This is a genomic window from Brenneria corticis (assembly GCF_003115855.1).
Taxonomy (GTDB): Bacteria; Pseudomonadota; Gammaproteobacteria; order Enterobacterales; family Enterobacteriaceae; genus Brenneria; species Brenneria corticis.
Genome location: NZ_KZ819096.1, coordinates 26,449 through 45,751, shown reverse-complemented (window position 1 = coordinate 45,751; position 19,303 = coordinate 26,449). Strand labels below are relative to the sequence as shown.

21 protein-coding genes and 1 tRNA gene are annotated in these 19,303 nt (G+C 58.6%); 10 read left to right on the top strand and 12 right to left on the bottom strand.

The window, feature by feature from the left end:
• Positions 1-61 precede the first annotated feature (61 nt).
• Positions 62-586 (bottom strand): UTRA domain-containing protein, encoded by a 525-nt coding sequence (locus DDT56_RS21080; protein WP_246856842.1) that lies wholly within the window; start codon positions 584-586, stop codon positions 62-64.
• Here DDT56_RS21080 and DDT56_RS21075 point away from each other — a divergent pair.
• A complete protein-coding gene (locus DDT56_RS21075; protein WP_246856841.1) occupies positions 506-1,273 on the top strand; it encodes a cation:dicarboxylate symporter family transporter in 768 nt (255 codons plus the stop codon). The two genes, DDT56_RS21080 and DDT56_RS21075, sit on opposite strands and share 81 nt — an antisense overlap.
• A gap of 85 nt (positions 1,274-1,358) precedes the next feature.
• Here the strand turns inward: DDT56_RS21075 and DDT56_RS21070 are convergent, their stop codons facing one another.
• The 4 genes from DDT56_RS21070 to DDT56_RS21055 form a co-directional block, all read right to left on the bottom strand.
• On the bottom strand, positions 1,359-2,564 hold the full coding sequence (locus DDT56_RS21070) for an MFS transporter (RefSeq protein ID WP_136168344.1): 1,206 nt from the start codon (positions 2,562-2,564) through the stop codon (positions 1,359-1,361).
• Positions 2,564-3,556 (bottom strand): hypothetical protein, encoded by a 993-nt coding sequence (locus DDT56_RS21065; RefSeq protein WP_136168343.1) that lies wholly within the window; start codon positions 3,554-3,556, stop codon positions 2,564-2,566. Before DDT56_RS21065 ends, DDT56_RS21070 begins: the two co-directional genes overlap by 1 nt.
• A complete protein-coding gene (locus DDT56_RS21060) occupies positions 3,553-4,155 on the bottom strand; it encodes a TetR/AcrR family transcriptional regulator (protein ID WP_136168342.1) in 603 nt (200 codons plus the stop codon). Before DDT56_RS21060 ends, DDT56_RS21065 begins: the two co-directional genes overlap by 4 nt.
• A gap of 205 nt (positions 4,156-4,360) precedes the next feature.
• Positions 4,361-5,122, bottom strand: coding sequence for an alpha/beta hydrolase family protein (locus DDT56_RS21055; RefSeq protein WP_210417061.1), 762 nt, complete (start codon positions 5,120-5,122; stop codon positions 4,361-4,363).
• Positions 5,123-5,150: 28 nt separating this feature from the next.
• Here DDT56_RS21055 and DDT56_RS24640 point away from each other — a divergent pair, with 28 nt between their 5' ends.
• From DDT56_RS24640 to DDT56_RS21020, 8 genes are all read left to right on the top strand, one after another.
• Complete coding sequence (locus tag DDT56_RS24640) at positions 5,151-5,405, top strand: hypothetical protein (RefSeq protein WP_210417060.1); 255 nt, start codon at positions 5,151-5,153, stop codon at positions 5,403-5,405.
• A 195-nt stretch (positions 5,406-5,600) separates the two neighbouring features.
• Positions 5,601-6,734, top strand: a complete 1,134-nt coding sequence (locus tag DDT56_RS21050; RefSeq protein WP_136168340.1) for an LLM class flavin-dependent oxidoreductase — start codon at positions 5,601-5,603, stop codon at positions 6,732-6,734.
• Complete coding sequence (locus tag DDT56_RS21045; protein ID WP_136168339.1) at positions 6,731-7,585, top strand: ABC transporter substrate-binding protein; 855 nt, start codon at positions 6,731-6,733, stop codon at positions 7,583-7,585. Before DDT56_RS21050 ends, DDT56_RS21045 begins: the two co-directional genes overlap by 4 nt.
• The gene (locus DDT56_RS21040) at positions 7,582-8,532 is read left to right on the top strand and encodes an aliphatic sulfonate ABC transporter substrate-binding protein (protein WP_136168338.1); all 951 of its coding nucleotides are present in this window, start codon (positions 7,582-7,584) and stop codon (positions 8,530-8,532) included. The genes DDT56_RS21045 and DDT56_RS21040 overlap by 4 nt, the downstream gene beginning before the upstream one ends.
• A gap of 366 nt (positions 8,533-8,898) precedes the next feature.
• Entirely contained in the window at positions 8,899-9,969 is a 1,071-nt protein-coding gene (locus DDT56_RS21035) for an ABC transporter substrate-binding protein (RefSeq protein ID WP_136168337.1), read from the top strand.
• Positions 9,966-11,273, top strand: a complete 1,308-nt coding sequence (locus DDT56_RS21030) for an acyl-CoA thioesterase/bile acid-CoA:amino acid N-acyltransferase family protein (RefSeq protein WP_136168336.1) — start codon at positions 9,966-9,968, stop codon at positions 11,271-11,273. The genes DDT56_RS21035 and DDT56_RS21030 overlap by 4 nt, the downstream gene beginning before the upstream one ends.
• Complete coding sequence (locus tag DDT56_RS21025; RefSeq protein WP_136168335.1) at positions 11,270-12,028, top strand: ABC transporter ATP-binding protein; 759 nt, start codon at positions 11,270-11,272, stop codon at positions 12,026-12,028. Before DDT56_RS21030 ends, DDT56_RS21025 begins: the two co-directional genes overlap by 4 nt.
• On the top strand, positions 12,021-12,797 hold the full coding sequence (locus tag DDT56_RS21020; protein WP_136168334.1) for an ABC transporter permease: 777 nt from the start codon (positions 12,021-12,023) through the stop codon (positions 12,795-12,797). The genes DDT56_RS21025 and DDT56_RS21020 overlap by 8 nt, the downstream gene beginning before the upstream one ends.
• A gap of 108 nt (positions 12,798-12,905) precedes the next feature.
• Here DDT56_RS21020 and DDT56_RS21015 read toward each other — a convergent pair whose 3' ends face one another.
• The gene (locus DDT56_RS21015) at positions 12,906-13,412 is read right to left on the bottom strand and encodes an HPP family protein (protein ID WP_210417059.1); all 507 of its coding nucleotides are present in this window, start codon (positions 13,410-13,412) and stop codon (positions 12,906-12,908) included.
• Here DDT56_RS21015 and DDT56_RS21010 point away from each other — a divergent pair.
• Positions 13,405-14,046, top strand: a complete 642-nt coding sequence (locus DDT56_RS21010) for a TetR/AcrR family transcriptional regulator (RefSeq protein ID WP_335341473.1) — start codon at positions 13,405-13,407, stop codon at positions 14,044-14,046. The two genes, DDT56_RS21015 and DDT56_RS21010, sit on opposite strands and share 8 nt — an antisense overlap.
• Positions 14,047-14,194: 148 nt before the next feature.
• Here DDT56_RS21010 and DDT56_RS21005 read toward each other — a convergent pair whose 3' ends face one another.
• The 6 genes from DDT56_RS21005 to DDT56_RS20980 form a co-directional block, all read right to left on the bottom strand.
• Positions 14,195-14,497: a type II toxin-antitoxin system RelE/ParE family toxin gene (locus tag DDT56_RS21005; protein WP_136168332.1), complete on the bottom strand. Its 303-nt coding sequence runs from the start codon at positions 14,495-14,497 to the stop codon at positions 14,195-14,197.
• 3 nt (positions 14,498-14,500) lie between these two features.
• Positions 14,501-14,947 (bottom strand): antitoxin PaaA2 family protein, encoded by a 447-nt coding sequence (locus DDT56_RS21000; protein ID WP_136168331.1) that lies wholly within the window; start codon positions 14,945-14,947, stop codon positions 14,501-14,503.
• 512 nt (positions 14,948-15,459) lie between these two features.
• A tRNA-Val gene (locus DDT56_RS20995) sits at positions 15,460-15,536 on the bottom strand.
• Between the two features lie 209 nt (positions 15,537-15,745).
• The gene (locus DDT56_RS20990; protein WP_136168330.1) at positions 15,746-16,612 is read right to left on the bottom strand and encodes an ABC transporter permease; all 867 of its coding nucleotides are present in this window, start codon (positions 16,610-16,612) and stop codon (positions 15,746-15,748) included.
• 35 nt (positions 16,613-16,647) lie between these two features.
• Entirely contained in the window at positions 16,648-17,529 is an 882-nt protein-coding gene (locus DDT56_RS20985; protein ID WP_136168329.1) for an ABC transporter ATP-binding protein, read from the bottom strand.
• A 73-nt stretch (positions 17,530-17,602) separates the two neighbouring features.
• Positions 17,603-19,300, bottom strand: coding sequence for a thiamine pyrophosphate-binding protein (locus DDT56_RS20980; RefSeq protein WP_136168328.1), 1,698 nt, complete (start codon positions 19,298-19,300; stop codon positions 17,603-17,605).
• Between the last annotated feature and the right edge of the window lie 3 nt (positions 19,301-19,303).

The following is a 19,303-nucleotide window of genomic DNA, read 5'->3' as shown; positions in this document are numbered from 1 at the left end:
GCGTGCCTGTTTGCACTCGCGGAGGGGCAAGCAGGAGTACGGCAATTTGAGGAGCATTCGCCTATTTTGCCATGTCCGATCGCCTGAGCTGCAGCACCACGGAAAAACGTTCTTCCGGCTGCACCGTCACCGAAATGACGAATGCCCGTCCCGTAACATCCAGATAATGCCGCACGATCTTCAGCGCGGCGGCGCCGGTTTTCAGCCGCAGCGCTTTCGCCATCGCGCCATTCGTCACGGTGCAGGCGCGGATCTCCTGCCGGACTCCCGCCACGCGTCGCCCAAAATGGCTCTCGATCAGGGAGCAGACCAGCGTGCCCGGTTGCCGGTGCACGTCCGCCACGATTTCCGCATAATCCGGCTCAATATAGATATCGGTCCAGCCGATCGGCAGACGCCCGCCTTCCTGCAGCCGCAGGCCCGAAATGCGCAGCCACAGCCTATCCGGGGAACAGGAATGCTCCTGGGGCTGATCGCGGGTAATGTCATCAAGATCGGCAGCGGCATGTCGCCGCCGGAAAACGGCGCTCCCGCGCTGGATATCCAGGCCGCGACCACGCCCGGTTTTGGCGAATTTTTGCTGCATATCGTGCCTGACAATTTTATCGGCGCCTTTGCCAAAGGGGAACTGCTACAGGTGGTGGTACTGGCGGTGATGGTGGGTATCGGCATCCTCGCCATCCCGCTCGAGCGGCGTAAGCGGGTCAACGACAGCCTGGATATGATCTCCGAAGTGCCGTTCGCGTTTATCAATCTGGTGATGAAGCTCGCGCCGCTGGGCACCTTCGGCGCGGTGGCCTACTCGGTGGGGAGCAACGGCTCCTCGGTACTGCTGGCCCTGGCGGAACTGGTGCTGGTGTTTTACGTGGTGATTGCGCTCTTCGTTATCCTCGGTATGGGGCTGGTGCTGCCGACGGGCTACGCCTTTAACCTTGACGGCACATCCATCTTTATGTCCATGGGCGTGATGTTTATCTCCCATGCCTACGGTATTCCGCTGTCGCTGGAAACCCAGATCGGCATCCTGCTGCTGATGCTGCTGACCTCCAAAGGGGCCGCGCCGGTTTCCGGAGGCTCGTTCGTGGTATTTGCCGCCACAGTGACATCGACCGGCATCCTGCCCGTTGAGGGGCTGGCGCTGATTTTCGACGTCTACCGTTTTATGTCCATGGCGGAGCTTTACCCGGAAACGGCGCAGGAAGACGAAGCGTTGGATAATGGCGAAATGCTGCCCGAACATGAGGAGTCGGAGCAGCCATCGCCGCGGCCCTGAACGGCGCAGGCCGTATTCCCGAATAATGACGGAATATGGCCGCTGCGGCATATTGATTGGTCAAATAACGTGATGACAACGATAATCACATATTCCGCATATCGTTTGGTGGAAGCATAATCAAAATAAACAGGCTTGCCGCCGCAGATAATTGAAAAACAACCGGCAGGCTCCAGCGCTCAGCCAGAAGACCGGCAATCGGGGGGAAAATCAACTGTCCGGCCGATATGAGGAAAAAAGTGATGCCGAATCCCACAGACGGCGCGTTTTGAAAGCAGGCGACGCTCCAGATCCCGTAAAGCGCGGTTATAAGAATGAAGGTTGCTCCGAAAGCCGTCGCCGAAAGCAATGTCGCGGTTGTGTTGGTTCCCCAGGCGAAGGCGGGCAGCGCAATGGCGGCAGCGATAGCGATCGTTGACCATTTTAATGTTTTTTTGAGTCCGTAACGGGTGACAAGATCGCCTGCGGCTCCGCCCACGATGCCCGCGATGCCGATGACGATCCAAAATAGCACGCCGTTGAGCGATGCTGTCCGCCCGCCGGCCGTAATAAGGTCGACCGAGAAAATCCAATAGACTGAGGTTGCAATGCCGAAAAGTAGGGCGCTTATAAATAGACGTCTAACCGATGGCTCCGTCAGTTTTTCTTTTACCAAATCAGCAATGGCTGTCCGATTAGACGCAGCCGCGTCCTTTGGCGTACAAGCCAACTCTTTTTTTGCCGCCGGCATGACAAAGAAACTCCATAAGGTGGCGGCGAAAGCGATGGCAGCGAAAAGAAGCCAGGCAGATTGCCAGCCTGTTCCGACAGTCAGCGCCAAGGGGCCCGATATCATAATGCCGAAACTTGTCCCGGAGTTGATTAAGGCATAGACGCGATTTTGGAACCTGGCCTGGCATAATTGTTTGATGGCGTCCGCCAGCGGAGGATAAGCGAGCCCTGGGCTACAGCCGGCAAGCATGACGCCGAGAGCAAGAACGGCGGATGAATTCGCCAAGGCGACAATTGTCATGCCGCTTGCCGCCGCCAATCCACCCAGAACGACCGGCAGTCGAACCCCCGCATAGCGCGAAAGCATCGGACTAAACAGCGTAGCCGAAAGATAACCGATGTATGAGCAACTGCCGATTGTACCGATAGCGACTTGTGAAAGGCCAAACTCCGATTTGATCGCCGGAACGAATAACCCGTAGCTATATCGTGCTAATCCGTAGGTCGAAGCAACGATAAGGAGTCCCGCGCCCACCAATTGAAATACTGGCGTATTTTGAGTGGTTTTGGAGCTATCCATTAAAGACGAACCGATAGCTGATAGACCACAGTCCGATCGCCGCTGATGAATTCATCAAGAATACGAAAGCGACCGCAATATAAACGTACTTGCCTAAATTGTTCAAGTGTATATTTCAGGCAACAATTCGTAAGCAGGTAGCGAAATGTCCGGTTTTTTTTATAAGGTATGATTGTCGCCGCAGTCATAACATTTCCAATACACGTTTTTACTGGAATAATAAATATTGCATGGTCGTCAGTTGACACAAAATTAAACCGTTTACAAATTTCGCGAGAAAATTTTTTCATTTCTGATAGTTCATAAAATTCGATGAAAGGGCTGAAGCCGGATGTGCTTAATATTTGCATTTCTGATAAAAGTATATCTCCTGGTTGCATTAAGTTAGAAAGAATATCCGATATTGTGTCAGGTAATTCATTTCCTTCTTCAAATCCCATCATAGTAAAGATTGTCAGACCATTGTGATGACCGATGTTTTCTATGTCGAATGTTTTATAGTCATGTATAACATATAAAAATTTATTTTCAGGAATAACTGATGATAGAGATAAACGCATTGTATTTTCTGATTGGGGATTGATATCAATCCCGACATAACTCGATATATCGGCTCCTAAATTCTGAAGAGTTTGTAGAATAAATGTACTCTTGTGTGGCTCTGGGCCGAGTTCTACGTAACGAATTGAACGTTTTTTACTGTAATTGAAAATATAGTTTGCGATGGCGACTAAATTGTCTCGAAGCGAAAATCCACTACTTACTTTTCCTTTGCACAATGATTGACTTTTAACGGTGATTTCATTTAGCTTCGCCATGTAAAAAAAGATATTTTTAAGTGCGGAGATATCATCATCTCGACCGCATTTAGGCGCATATTTACTAGTGTTAGGGACGCTATCGATGCGTCCTATCGGCACCAGAGACATTTGTGACAAAGAAGCGCAAACCGCAGATTCCAGTTTATGGAATGATTCTGTTTTTTTGATCATGATGATCCCTCTGCAATATACTGGTTCACAAGATATTGCGCAGTCAGTTCAGAGGCCCGAAGAGGCCATTCATCCATCAGGCTTTGAGCTTGAATAATCGCGCTGTCGAAAAGGCAATAGATCCCATTGGCTAATGCGTTGAAATGTTCTTGAGACAATAGCGGTCGGTATGCTCCTAATACTTCTTCAGAAATTAAAGCCCGTAACCGGTTTTTGTGTTCACGAACGCGTTCACGAATCGGACTGCGTTCGTCAGCGAACTCGCCGGCCGTATTGTTGAATCCACATCCACGGAAACCTTCCGTATTGATTTGGCTGCGCCACATGCTGAAAAGGGCGGATACTCGCCGTTGAGGCGTATCTGCGTCCATCAAACGCTGGCGTAATTCCGTGAGCCATAAGCTTTCACGCTCATTGAGCCAGGCTAAAATTAATAGTTCTTTGGAAGGAAAATGCTCATAAAAACTGGCCTTGGCGACGTTTGATTGCGCGATTATTTTATTGATGCCAACGGCGCGACATCCGTATTGGAAGAATAATTGCGATGCTGTGGCAAGAATGCGCTCTCGCGGTCCAGGGACATTTGAACGAATAGCCATAACGATATTCTCAAAACAGACAGACTTGTCTGATTGTGCATTTGAACATCGGCTATGTCAACGCCGCCGTCCCTATAGAAATAGCGGACTTACTGACGTCTCGCATTCACGATCATTTTGCCGGAACGCGACTACGGTCGGTGATGAATGCCAACAGCGATACCTTGATCGGGGGTCGATATAACACTTGAAAAGGCAAGGATGCCTATTTGCTCTCGACGCGGCCGAGTGGGTGGGGGGCCTGGTTCAACTCCGCGCAAGCGGCACGCCAGGCAGGATCCGCGGGATAGAGTGCAGTGCGCAAGTAAGCCCAGGTGAGCCGCCGAACCATAGCCACACGCTCAGGATTCTCATCCGTCGTTTCCGTCACCAGATACCCGGAAATTCCCCCGAGCATATGCTCTGCTTCGTACAAGGTGAGTAGCCAATCGGCTCCAGGACTCAGGGTGTACGCATCGGTGAACCAATCTGGACCGCGAACCGTCAGCGGTGACCGATCGCGATCGCCGGCCACCACCAGCGTGGGCGTCTTCATCTCATCATAGTTGATATTTAGATACGGAAAATGCTCGGCGGCGAACGGGCTGAGATCGGCGCCGCCGCGCCCACCTGCGGCAAGCAGCACGCCGGCCTTGATCCGAGCGTCGGACAGCTTCTCATGCTGCTTTCCGCCAGGATGCATCACCCTTGCACCCAGCAGAACCCCCACGGTATGGGCGCCGAACGAGTGGCCGACCGCGGCGATCCGCTCTCGGTCGAGGCGGCCTTCAAGCCCCGGAATCGCGCCTTCAATGGCGTCGATCTGGTCGAGGATGCGCTTCATATCCTCAATGCGAATTCGCCAGATCAACGGCCAGCGGGGGTCATCCGGCTTGAAGCCTAATCGCTTTGAATCGGGAAAAGTGGGTTGAATGACGACAAAGCCGTAAGCCGCCCAGTAGGCCACCAGGGGAGCATAGCCGTCCATTGAGCTACCGAAGCCGTGCGCAAAGACGATGATCGGAAGCTCGCGTCCGGTAACCGGGGCGGAAACCCGCAACTGCAATCGCTCACCGCGATCGGGCGCGGCCAGTACGACGGGGCAGACGGAAACAACGGCAGCAGGCGTATCAATGGCGCCGCTGGTGGTCGAAAAAGTCGCTTTTGGCCTCAGCCTGCTGGAACCGATGCAGCACCTGGTGCAGTGGATTGGCAGCAACTGGGATGCCATCAAAACAGCCAGACAGCGCTTTGATACGCGGCAGCATTAGCCAAAAGCGCCGCGATCGTCGATGCTGATTACTGGTCAGCGCGGGCTGGTGTCAGCGTACTTCCTTTCCGCAAGATCTGTAGCCACATCAATCTACTGGGACAAGTTCTAAGCTTTTCCAATATGCGCATTTCCTCTCACTCCGCCCATTTGTTAATAGTGTGTGTCTTTTAGTTTAATGATTTAGGGAGACTGCATGGAAATATACTGGTACCTCACGGCGCCAGACGGCCCACAGCCGTGGACCGCATCGGGCAGTCGTCAGGTCAACTACGCCTACTTTCAGCAGATCGCCCGCGCCGTCGATCATCTGGGTTTTACCGGCGCGCTGCTTGCCACCGGCGCACACGATCCCTGGATTCTGGGCGCTGCGCTGATCCCCTACACCGAACGGATGAAGTTTCTTATCGCCATTCAGCCAGGTTTAATTTCACCGACGCTGCTGGCCAAGATGGCCGTTACTTTCAACCAGTTTTCCAAAGGCCGTGTGTTGCTGAACGTGGTGAGCGGAGATAAAAATACGCTCGGCGCCTACGGCCTGCACCTCGACCACGACGAACGCTACGACCTGAGCGACGAATTTCTTCAGGTGCTGCGTCCGCTGCTGGCCGAGGAAACCGTTACCTTCGAGGGGCGGCATCTGCATATCGATAACGCCCGGCTGGCCTTGACCAATGGCGGTTACCCGCCGCCGCCGCTGTGGTTCGGCGGCTCGTCGGAAGCGGCGCAGGAAGTCGCCGCGAAGCATATCGATACCTATCTATCGTGGGGCGAAACGCCGCCGCAGGCGGCAGAGAAAATCGCCCAGGTAAAGGCGCGCGCTGAAAAGCACGGACGCCGCTTGCGTTTTGGCATTCGCCTTTACGTCATCGTGCGCGAAACCGATGAGCTCGCCTGGCAGGCCGTCGACGCGCTCTATGCCACCATGGACGACAAGGCTATCGAAGCGCGGCAACGGCTCGCCGGCGGCTCCGACTCCGTCGGCCAGTCGCGCATGAGCGCGCTGCACAACGACCGAAAACCCGCCGACCCGCGCGAGCTGGAGATTTATAGCGGCCTGTGGGCCGGCATCGGCCTGGTGCGGCCGGGGCCGGGCACCGCCATCGTCGGCAGTCCGGAAACCGTCGAACGCACGCTGCGCGCCTATCAGGAGGCGGGCGTCGAGGTATTTATTCTCTCGGGTTTTCCCCTGCTGGAAGAAGCCTATCGTTTCAGCGAACTGGTGTTGCCGCGCCTGGCGCTCTCCCCGGCGTCGGATAACGCCGATAACGCCTTCACCTGGAGCAACCTGTGGGATCGTCCGATCGACGCAGGGGGCAAGGCGCAATGAAAATACGTCTTGGCAGCCATCCCAATAACTTATCGCTGTTTATCCTGCGTCACCGCGGCACGATCGAACCGCTGGCGGCGGCACGCGGCTGGCAGGTGGAGTGGCTGGATTATCAGCAGGGGGCGCGCAGCGGCGAGTGGCTGGTCGAAAATCGCGTCGATGTGGTCGGCACCGGTTCGACCCCGCCCATCACCGCGCAGACGGCGGGTCTGGCGGTGGCCTATCTCGCCAGTTCGCCGCCGCGCGACGCCAGTTGCGCATTACTGGCGCGCGCGGGGCAGGATCTCACCTCGCTGCGGGGGACGCGACTGGCGGCGATGGTGGGCTCTTTTACCGATCACTTCCTTGCCCGCCTGCTGCAAAAGCAGGGCCTGCTGCGCGATGACGTTCAATTGCTGGACATTCAGGGCCAGTCGGCGCTGGATGCGCTGCTCGGCGGTGAAATCGACGGTTGGCTGGCGATTGATCCCTGGCTCACCCGCGCCCGCGCCGCGCCCGGTATCGTGACGCTGGCGTCGGTGGGTGACGAGATCGTCAATCGCTCGGTGTTCTGGACGCGGCAGGCGTGGCTGAATCGCCATCCCGACGCCGCCGCATGGGTAGTGCAAATACTGGGGGAAAACGATCGCTGGATTGTGCAGAATACTGACATCGCCGCGCGCCTGCTGGCCCGGCATCTCAATCCCGCCATTCGGACGACGGAGTGGCGACAGAGTCTGGAGGCGCGTCCGTGGGGGATTACTCCCGCCGACGACGCGCTAATCGCCGAACAGCAACGGCAGGCGGACGACCTTTTTGCGGTGGGATTCATTCCTTCCGCCTTAACGCTTTTACATCGGAGAACAGCATGACATCCCGGATGACTCGCATCGCGCTTGGCGCGCTGCTGCTTTGCGCCGGCGCGGCCCACGCCGCCGAAACCATCACGTTGCGCATCGGCTTCCTGCACGGCCCCACCGATCTGGCGCTGGCAAAGGAAAAAGGCACGCTGGAAAAAGCGCTGGCGGCCCATCAGGTCAAGGTGGTGTGGGCGGGGCCTTTCTCCGCCGCCGCGCCCGCCTATGAGGCGTTGAACGCCGGTTCGATCGACCTCACCACCGGCAGTTCCACGGCGTTTGTCACCGCCATCGCCGCCGGTTCGCCGCTGCGTTTTTTTGCCTACCAGGCGATGCCCGCCGACGGCGAAGGGATTGTGGTGCGAAACGCCAGCGACATCCGTTCGCTTAACGACCTGCGCGGTAAAAAAGTGGCGGTGAATAAAGGCGGCACCGGCGAATATCTGCTATCCAGGGCGCTAAGCAGCGCCGGCATTGCGGAAAACGAGGTGCAAAAATCCTATCTTAGCCCGTCGGATACCGGTAGCGCCTTTGTCGGCGGTCACGTTGACGCCTGGGCGGTCTGGGATCCCTTCCTGTCGCTGGCGCAGCAGAGCTACGACGCGCGGCTGTTGAGCAACGGTAGGGAAGTGGGCTCGGAAAACGCCGCCGGCTACTTTGTCAGCGAGGCTTTTTATCGCGCCCATCCGCAGGTGCTGACGTGGATCTATGAGGTGTTGCAGCAGGAGAACGCCTGGGCCAAGGCCCATCCGCTGGAGGCGGGTAAAATCTGGGCGGCGCAATTGGGACAGTTGGGGGATGGGCTGGCGGAACAGCTCGGCCGCGTCAACACCGTGCCGGTTACGCCGGTGGATGACGACGCCATCGCCCACATCGAGCACATCGCCGACTGGTATCTGCAACAGGGGCTGATCGCCAAGCGCCCGGATATTCGTCAGCACGTCGTCACCCTAGCGCCCTGAGGACTTACGCAGGCCCGCTCGCTGATACCATCGACGCGGGCCGACTCGCTAAAAAGCCGTCTATGACCGCTCGCATCCCGGTTAAAGCCGGGAAAATGAGCTGTGAGCATCTCAATTTACCCATTCTATACATATTTTTAGCATAAAGAATTCGTTCTGGTTTCCATTCAGATGCCCTAAGTTGGCCTGCAAAGGCAGGGTGCTGAGACCGAATCCGTGAATCGGCGCCGCGTTTGCCATATCCAATGCGCGCTTTATGCGCTTATCGTTCAACCCACCGTTCCAGAGCCTGAGTCCGGCGAATGAGATTGATCGTTAATCCGCCGGCGCTTGCTGTCTCTGCTTTTTTAAGCCGGGGAGTCCATCATGCGTTTGAAACCTGTTTTGCTGTTCCTCACGTTTGTCTGTATCGGCGCTGGTCAGGCGCAGGCGCTTGACGATGTCACCGTCGCGTTAGCCATTCCTCCTGCGGTGCATGATGGCGCGCCCTATGCGGCGGCGGAAGAGTTGGGCCTGTTCAGGGATCAGGATTTGTCCGTCAAGCTGGTTGTCTTTCAGGGCGCGGGGGCGCTGCTGCCGCAGGTCGCCAGTAAACGCGTCACCTTCGGTTATCCGGTATCGGAACCCGTGATTTCAAGCTATTTCAGCGGCAAAGATCCCTTGCCGGTACGTTACTTTTATAATGGCGTGCCAAGCCAAACGATGGAATATACGGTTCTGGAGACGTCGCCTGTCAAAACGCTGGCCGATCTGAAAGATAAAACCATCGGCGTCGGGGCGTTGACCTGGGGAACCTTGCCCAATAGTCGCGCCGCGCTGCGGGTGGCGGGACTGGAGCCGGGGAAAAATGTTGAATTCGTGGCGGTCGGCGCGCTTGGCTCGGGTTTTCAGGCGTTGCGCGGTAAACGGGTGGACGCGCTCAATTTCAATAGCAGCTGGGGCGACATCCTTGAGTTTACGGGAACCCGCATCCGCCGGATCGCCTATCCCGCGGTGTTTCAGGAAACGCCGGGTAACGGTTTCATCGCCCATAACGATACGTTCAGAGACAACCCCGATCTGATACGTCGTTTCGGCCGGGCCTATACGCAGGCGCAATTCGTTTGCGAAATCAACCCGACGTTCTGCGTACAGGCGTTTTGGCGCCGCAACCCGGAAAGCCGACCCGCCGATGCCGAAGGAAAAGGTCTGGATGAGGCGGTAACGCTGCTGTCCAGACGTCTGCAACGCACGTTATACCGTGAGGACGGCAGCCGGCGTCAACCCGGTGAGTATGACCTCGGCGCCATTCGACGCGCGATTGCGGCCATGGCGGAGGCGGGCGAGTTTCCGCGTGCGGATGTGCCGGTGGAAAAGATATTTTCCAATGCGTTTGTAACGGCCTTCGATGATTTTGACAGCAATGCCCTGCGCCAACGGGCCGAGGCGGCGAAATGAGCGTTGTATGGGATATCGATATTATTGACGGGCCGACCGACCAGGTCAGAGAGATTCGTATCAGCGGGCTGGCGCCGGGGAACGCTCGGTTGTCGGCATCGCTGGCGCATCCGGACGGCAGCCTCTGGCGCAGCGAGGCGACGTTCAGTATCGCCGAAGACGGCCTGTTGGATCTGAATACGGCGGCGCCGGCGGCCGGCGATTGGCGCGATGCGGAGCCAATGGCCCCAATCTGGGCCTTGCGGCAGGTGGCGTCGCCTGCCGAGCCCGCGCTGAGCGATGCCATTCAGCTACTACGCATCCAGTTGCAGGTCGAGGATGCGCGCGGGGAGATCGCCGACGCCACGCTGGTCCAGCGTTTTCTGGCGAGCGGGGTAACGCGGCGCGACGTTCAGGCGGAGGGGCTTTCGGGCGCGCTGTTTATTCCTCCGGGGGACGGCCCCCATCCTGTGGCGATAGTGCTCAGCGGTTCCGGCGGCGGCGCGCCCGAACAGCGGGCCGCACTGCTGGCCGCGCATGGCTATATAGGGTTTGCGCTGGCCTATTTCAGAGCGCCCGGACGGCCGGACACTATTTCCGCTACGCCGCTGGAATATTTCCAACAGGCGCTGGATTGGAGCGCGCGCGAGCTGCGGCCCCGGGCCGGTTTTATCGCCGCGGTAGGACACTCGCGGGGCGGGGAACTGGCGCTGTTGCTGGGAGCGACGTTCCCGGACAGAGTGTCCGCCGTGGTCGGCTATGTTCCCAGCGCCGTGGTTCACGGCACCCTGCGCGCCGGGCGTCCGGGCGAACCGCGCGATGCGGCGGCCTGGACCTGGCGCGGCCGGCCGCTGCGCAATATCTGGCGCAACAACCCGCGGGCGGACTGGCATGCGTTCGATCATCCGCCCGGCCCCGGCGCGCCTATTCGCCAGGCTCCGGCTTTTATCGCCGCCGATCGCGACGCGGCCAGCGTTGCCGCGGCGCGCATTCCGGTAGAACGTATCGCCGGCCCGGTATTGCTTATCTCGGGTACCGATGACGGCTTCTGGCCTTCGACGGATTACAGCGAGCGCATCGCGGCCGACCTGTCGGCCCGGCGGCATGACTGGCCGGTGGAACATGTGCGTAACCAAGGGGCCGGACATGCGATTGGATTTCCCTATGTGCCGACGACGGCGATCGCCAAGGTACATCCGGTGGCCGGCATCGTTATCGACGGCGGCGGCTCGCCGCTTGCCAACGCCAGGGCCAACCGGCACAGCTGGTCGCGGATGCTGACGTTCCTCTCTTCCGCGCAGGCGGCGCACGAGGCTCGGACATGAGCGCCGCGTTGGAACTACGCCGGGTCGGCCTGACCTATGCGACCCGCAGAGGAGAGATTAACGCGCTGGACGGCGTCGATCTGCGCGTGGCGCAGGGCGAATTTGTGGCGCTGCTGGGGCCGTCGGGATGCGGCAAGTCCACCGTGCTCAAACTGGCCGCCGGGTTGTTGTCGGCCACGAAAGGCGAGGTGTCGCTCTCGGGACAGACGGTGGCGGGGCCGGGCAGACACGCCGGCGTCGTGTTTCAGAAGCCCAATCTTCTGCCCTGGAAAAGCGTGCTCAACAATGTACTGCTGCCCGCGCGAACATTAGGTTTGCCCATCGCTCCGGCCCGCGAGCGCGCCCTGGATCTGCTTGAACTGGTGGGGCTGGCGGATTTTGCCGATGATTATCCTTTTGAGCTGTCGGGCGGTATGCAGCAGCGCGTCGGCATTGCACGCATGCTGTTGCACGATCCGGAACTGCTGCTGATGGATGAGCCGTTCGCCGCGCTGGATGCGCTGTCGCGTGAAGCCCTGACGCTGGAGCTACAGCGTATCTGGGGACAGCAGCGAAAATCGGTGCTGTTCATTACCCACAGTATTCAGGAAGCCGTATTCCTCGCCGACAGGGTGCTGGTGATGTCGCCGCGGCCGGGGAAGATAATCGAAGATCTGGCGATTGGGTTACCGCGTCCGCGTAACCTGGATACGCTGGCCGATACCGAATTTACGGCATTATGTCAGCACCTACGGAGGCATTTCACCCATGCATAGGCTTCTGCCGTTATTGTATCCCCTGACCAGCCTGGCGCTGTTGGTTCTGATCTGGGATTTGGCCGTTCGTTTCTTTTCCATCCCCGATTATCTGCTGCCGCCGCCTGCCTCGGTATACCGGGCGTTGGCCGATGGTTTTAGCGATCGCAGCCTGTGGCCGCATATTGCGACGACGCTGGGCGAAACGCTAATCGGTTATGCGATTGGCAGCCTGCTGGCGGTTTTGCTGGGCGTGGCGCTGGCCGAATCCCACACCTTTGAACGCTTTGTCTACCCGCTGTTAATCGCGCTGCAAGCCACGCCAAAGGTGGCGCTGGGGCCGATTATCCTGGTCTGGTTCGGCTACGGCGCGGCGTCGAAGATCGTACTGGTTACGTTAGTGTGCTTTTTCCCGCTATTCGTCAATACCGTCAACGGCATCCGCCGCGCGGATGCCGAACTGCTGGATGCCTGCCGCGCCTTCTCCGCATCGCGTTTATATCTGCTTTTTCACGTGAAGCTTCCGTCGGCCGCCGGCGAGATATTTTCGGGGTTGCAGATTGGCGTGGCGCTGGCTCTGATTGGCGCCGTGGTCGCCGAGTTTCTGTCGGCCCAGCGCGGGCTGGGCTATTTGATCGCCTCCAGTTCCGTCAGCATGAATCTCTCCACCATGTTCGCGGGGGTTATCCTGTTGGCGCTGATCGGATTATGCGGCGCGCAGACCGTGCGATGGCTGCAACGGCGGGTAATATTCTGGCAGCCGGGAGCGGCGCGGCGACGCGGGCGCTGAGCAGGAGGTTTATAAGTGAATTTCACAGGAATGTGAGATAAAGACTTTTATCTCTTCCGTGCCGGCACGCCAGATCCTCTTTCAGTTTCGCCGTCCCGCAGACGCCGCTCAAATCCAGTATCGCGGATAACTACGGGCGCTACGCAGGTTATTGATCCCCCATGCGGTCAGCACAATGACCAGTGACCCGACAAGGACCGGCGAGAACAGGTAGGTAACGGGAACATGTGCAGCGATGACGATTAGCGGATCGGCGCCAGCCGGCGCATGAACCGTGCGGGTTATCTGCATCGCCGCCAACGCGAGGCCAACGCCGAGCGCGCAGGCCATCCAGCCATCCCCTAGCAAGGCTCCCACGCCCAGGCCGACGGCGGTGGCGACGAGATGTCCGCCCACTATGGCCCGTGGTTGCGCCAATGGTGAGTCCGGAACGCCGAACGCCAGAACGCAACTGGCGCCAAAAGGAGCCATCAGCCAGGGAATCCCCGTTAGAACGCTCAACCACCCGGTGACGGCGATCGCTATCACCGCCCCCAGCGAGGACAACAAGACGAATCTGGCCGTGGGAACGGGAGGCGCATCGGAATGCAGTAAACGGCGGATAGACATGTTCATGATTTCCCTGGTAGTCAAGATTGTGCTAGTATACCGATCTGTATCCTTAAGTCAACCGATCGGTATACTAGCGCTTATGACTACCTCTGAACACATTGTTACCTCAGCGTTGAAGCTGTTCTACCGCCATGGATTTCATGCTGCTGGCGTTGATCTCCTCGCCGAGGAGGCGGGAATGACCAAAAAGACCTTATATCGTCACTATCCCAGCAAAGATGCGCTGATTGATGCCGCGCTTGCGCTACGCCATCAGCAGTTCATGAAGAAATTGCGTAGCTTTGTAGAGAGTGCGGCTGTCGAATTGCGCCCGCTGGCGTACATTGACTTTATCGCCGGCTGGACCCGGGAGGACGATTTTCACGGATGTGCCTTCATCAATGCGACGGCTGAGTACGGACAGCACAATGCCGCGCCACACCGGCAGGCAGCCGCGCACAAACAGGAAATTCGCCGCTATTTGATCGATCTTTGTGCCGCGGGAGGGGCGCAGCAGCCTGAGTCGATAGCCGAGCCTCTTTACCTGCTAGGAGAGGGATTGATCGTCGCCAGCCAGGTACTGGGCCATAACGATTCTCTGGTCGAAGCCGCCCGTAGCGTAGCCGGCACGTTATGGTCCGCATCCAGCCGTCATTAGTATTAGTCTACTTCGGGACTCCGCTGCGCTGCCGTTCTATATCGATTTTTCCCTATATCGTTGCGGACATATCGTCGAAAAGGATGAATTTTTGCTGATTTCGCGTTAAGCCCGCATTTATCTGCCGTTGCGAAATGTCTTTTGGCCGTTAGGGCATTTGTAGGGCTGTGTGTTTAATTCGCAAAATCTGCACAACGAGTCGTGTTTCCAGCAGGCGGTAAAAAATGACGTAATGTTTGTGAACGACTAATTCCCGCACATAATCCGGCAGGCCGGGACGCGCCGGGTGGCCGAGCCAGGGATTATGTGCGAGCGGCAAAGTTTTGCCGCGCAATGACCTGCCGAATTCTTCTGCCCGGATCGGGTTATCTTGCGCGATATAATCGACAATGTTCTGTAAATCGGCTTCAGCTGCCGGACGCCACACGATGGTGTAAATCTTTTCTGTCATCGATTAATCAGCCTGGCCGTTTTTATGCCGGGCTATCCGGGCCTCCATGCGGTCCATTACTTGCTCATGCGGAATGTCCGACCGAGGGTCATCGATGGCGTCTTGAATTTCTGACGCTAACCATTCCGTGTACGCTGCAGCCTGATGCGCTTTGCGCATTGCTTCAGATCTCCCATGATTTCCCGGCGTATTGTTTTTTTCCTCCGGGTTCCACTCGCTGGCATCGAAATTACCTGTGGTGATCCCAACGTTGCGAAGCGTATTCAACGCAGAGATCGGATTACCAAACCGGCGAGGCTCATGGTTGCGTGCCGTAACTAATACTGCGCTGGCGCCGTTGCGCGTAGCGACGTGAACGATAAACGAACCGCCTTGTCCTTTCAGAGTCACGCCAGCAATGCCGCCAGAGCTATTTGCAACCCGTAATTGTTCAATAGTCATGCTTTGCATAATTGCCTCTCGTAAAAGAACAAGAAAGAATCAAAGTTATGTTTGCACGTTTTATAGGAAACGTATATACCCGTCATACTTCAAGCTGCATGTGCGTTGGCTGCATTACTCGGCCCCTCCCTGGGCCTCGCCCCGTTGGGGCCGCTGCAAGCAGCGTTCAAATCTGCTCCAGGCAGATTTGGCAGTCACCCGAATCACTTACCTGAGTAAGCTCATCGGGATTAATGAGAGACATCCTGCCTCTCACCGGAGGCCAGCCGTTGGCTGGTCAAATTCGTTCCCGACGAATTTGTCCTTCCCTTGCCGCCTTCCTGCAACTCGAATTATTTAGGGTATAGTCAATGTTTAAAGCGTGTTTACGTATAATGTGCGGCAGGGGGAGGGCAGAAAAGGATTATTCTCCGCAGGACCTTTTGGTAGGATTTCAATGGATTTCACTGGAACGCGGGAGGGAGCATTCTCGCATCTTTTCACCAAGGGAAGGTATTGCAGGACGTCTATGGAACTTGAATTGGTACGACCGAGTGGACTCGAACCACCGACCCCCACCATGTCAAGGTGGTGCTCTAACCAACTGAGCTACGGTCGTACAGGAGACGGCGCGTTTTAATCACTGCTAACTAAATATCTAACCGATTGATTAAAATGCTTTTTTTCATTCCAGCCTGTGGAATGGACGCTATTATGGACTGCTCCGGGATGGATGGCAAGACCTTTGTCCATCCATCTTTATCAGGTGCTGAATGTTTAGCCGCTTTCGCCGTCCGAGTCGTCAAGGCGGCGAAAGCGTGCCGGAAGTTAGCGCTGCATCCCCCAGCGTTTGATGGTGATACGCTCGATGGTGGCGAAAATCAGCGTTTCCACCAGCAGACCGATAATGATCACCGATGCCAGACCGGCAAAAACCCGATCGGTATAGAGTTCGTTACGGTTCTGGAAGATATACCAGCCCAAGCCCCCCTGGCCGCTGGAGGCGCCGAACACCAGTTCGGCGGCGATCAGCGTTCGCCAGGCAAAGGCCCAGCCGATCTTCAGGCCGGAAAGAATGGACGGCAACGCCGCCGGCATCAGGATGTGCCACACATAGCGCAGTCCGCTTAATCCGTAGTTGCGTCCGGTCATGCGCAGCGTTTCGGATACGCCAAGGAAACCGGAGTAGGTATTGAGCGCCATCGGCCACAATACGGAATGGATCAGCACGAAAATCAGGCTATTGGTGCCAAGGCCGAACCACAGCAGAGCCAGCGGCAGCAGCGCGATGGCCGGCAGCGGATTCAGCATCGAGGTGAGCGTGGAAAGCAGGTCGCGCCCCAGGCGGGTGGAGACGGCCAGGGCGCTGAGCGCCAGAGCCAGCAGGGTGCCGATAACATAGCCTTTGACCAGCGTGCCGAGGGAGATGGCGATTTTCGCGGGCAGTTCGCCGCTGCGCATATCGTCGACAAATGCAGCCGCCGCCTGGGTGAAGGTGGGCAGCAGCAAATCGTTATCCTGCCAGCGCGCCGCGCCTTCCCACAGCAGCGCCAGCAGGATCAGCAGCAGGGTCTTGCGCACCCCGCTCAGGTTCCACAGGCGATTGAGCAGCGGCAGCGGTTGGGCGACCTTGACGTCGGTCAGCGGAGCCAGATCTTTCAGATATTCCGGTCTGACGGGTGGAAGTTGACTCATGGTAAAACCTTTTCTATCGCATTATTAAACGGGGATCAGCGGGTGTGCTGTCCGGCCAGTGAACGGAGCGGGGCGCTGTCCTCAGAGGTCGCGGCCGGTTCCGGCTCCACCGGCTGGCCGGCGGGAAACAGCAGATCGTGAATACGGCGCGCCGCCGACTGGAACTCGCTGCCGCCTTCGTTATTATGGACGAACTGGTGGCTGTTGAGCTCGGCGCGCACCCGGCCCGGATGCGGCGAAAGCAACAGAATGCGGTTGCCCACCACCAGCGCTTCCTCTATGGAATGGGTGACGAACATCAGGGTGAAGCGGACTTCATCCCACAGTTCCAGCAATTCTTGCTGCATTTTCCGGCGGGTCAGCGCATCCAGCGCGGCGAAAGGCTCATCCATCAGCAGGACTTTCGGTTTCATCGCCAGCGCCCGGGCGATGGCCACGCGCTGCTTCATCCCGCCGGACAAGGTGTGCGGCCAGGCATTGGCGAAATCCGCCAGGCCGACCTTCTCCAGATAATAGAGCGCCTGATCCCGCGCCTCGGCGGCGGACAGCTTGCCGGTGACCCGCAGCGGGAACTGGGTGTTTTCCAGCACGGTTTTCCACGGCGGCAGTTGATCGAACTCCTGAAACACCATCATCCGGTCCGGGCCGGGTTTGGTGATTTCCTCTCCCTCCAGCAGGATACGGCCGTCGACCGGGGGCAGGAATCCGCCCACCGCTTTCAGCAGGCTGGACTTGCCGCAGCCCGAGGGACCGAGCAGGATAAAACGCTCGGCGGGAAAGATATCGAAACTGACGTCATGGGTGGCGCGTACCCGACGTTCGCGGGTGGCGTATTCCAGACTGACCCCCTCCACCTGCAACAGCGGCGTCGCTGGGGGGGGCGTGACGCCGACGGTGGGCGATGACTGAAAAGGCATGATTTCCCCTCTCGTTATTATTCAGTATCCAGCGTGACGAACCCGTCGGCGCCGAGACGGCCGACGGTTATCGTCACATCTGGCGTGCATATTCCGCCGGGTCGATGGCGGCGTCTATCAAAGTGAAATGCCGGCTGGCGACGGCTTCGCGCAGGGCGCGGTCGAACTCGTCGATGTCGCTCACCCGTATGCCCCGGGCTCCCAGCGCGTGCGCCACGCCGGCGAAATCGGCGGCGCGGTAGCGTACGCCGCGCTCCGCCAGCCCGCTTTGGGACTGCTTCAGGCGGATCAGCGATAGCGCGGCATCGTTAAGCACCACCACCACCAGCGGCAGATCCCGCTCGCCTGCCAGCGTCAGCTCACCCAGCGTCATCAGCAGGCCGCCGTCCCCGGTCACGGCGACGACCGGGCGCTGCGGATATAGCGTCTGGGCGGCGATGGCCGCCGGCAGGCTGTAACCCATGCAGCAAAATCCGTTTGACTGCAGCAGCTGGTTGGGGCGGCGGCAGCGCAGGATATGGTTGGCCAGAATCCGATGCGCGCCAACGTCCAGCGTCACCAGCCACTCATCGGTCATCTGAGCGTCAAGTACGCTGAAGAGCGCCGCCGGGCTGATGTCCTGATGGCTGATGCCTGGGGACAGCAGCTGCGCGATACGGGCGCGGTGCCGTTGAAAATCGGTCTCCGGCGGCCGCGGATCGGAATCGCGCTCCCACGACTGCCGCAGCCGTTGCAGGTTGCCGTGCAGATTGCCGTAGTACTCGCGGCCGGCGGGGAACATCCGCTGATCCAGCGGCGCCCAGTCCAGAGTGAGCACCGATTTTTCGGCCGGCCAGGCATCCAGCCAGGCGTTGCGCAGCTCAATCGGATCGAACCCTATCAGCAGCAGCACGTCGGCGGCGTTGATGGCGTCGCGCTGCACCGCGTCCACCACCGGACTCAGCCCCAGCGCCCCGAGACTGTGGGGATGGTATTCGCTGACGACGCCTTTGGCTTTGTAAGTGGTCAGGAACGGCAGTCCGCTGGCGTGGATAAAATCGCTCACCGCCTGCGGGCGCGGCCCGTACAGGGCGCCCTGACCGATCAGCGCCAGCGGGCGTCTGGCCTGCCGCAGCAGGGTGAGGATATGGTCGCGATCCTCTGACGACAGATAGCCGCCGGCGTGGCGCGCCAGCGGCGCATAGGCCGCTTCTTCGCTGGGTGCACGGCTTACATCCGCCGCCACGTCGAGAAAAACCGGCCCCGGCGGATAGCGGGTGGCGATATCCAGCGACTTGGCCACCTGCTGCGCCGCGCGCGCCGGATTGAGCGTCGCGGCATACAGGGTGATGGGCCGCATCAGAGCCAGCTGATCGATAATCTGATGGCTGTAAATGCCGCCCACATTCCGCTCGGCGCTGCCGCCAAGCACCAATAGCGCGCTGCGATCCTGCAAGGCGCCGGCGATACCCGACGCCATATTGGCCAATCCCGGCCCCAGCGCCGGCAGCACCACGCCGGGCGTGCCGGTCAGCCGATAGACCGCGTCGGCCATAAAGGCGCAGGACGGCTCCGAACGGGCAAGCAGATAACGGATATCCCGCTCCTCGCAGGCGCGCATCAGTTCCAGTACGTCGTTGCCCGGAATACCGAAGACGAATCTGGCGCCGAAGTTGGCCAGCGTTTCGGCGACGGCGTCCGCCACCTTGCGGATGGCGGCAGGGCCGCCGATGCCCGCCGCTTTACCGGAGGAAGGCTCGGCCACCGCGCCGGCGCCGGGATCCAGCGACATCAA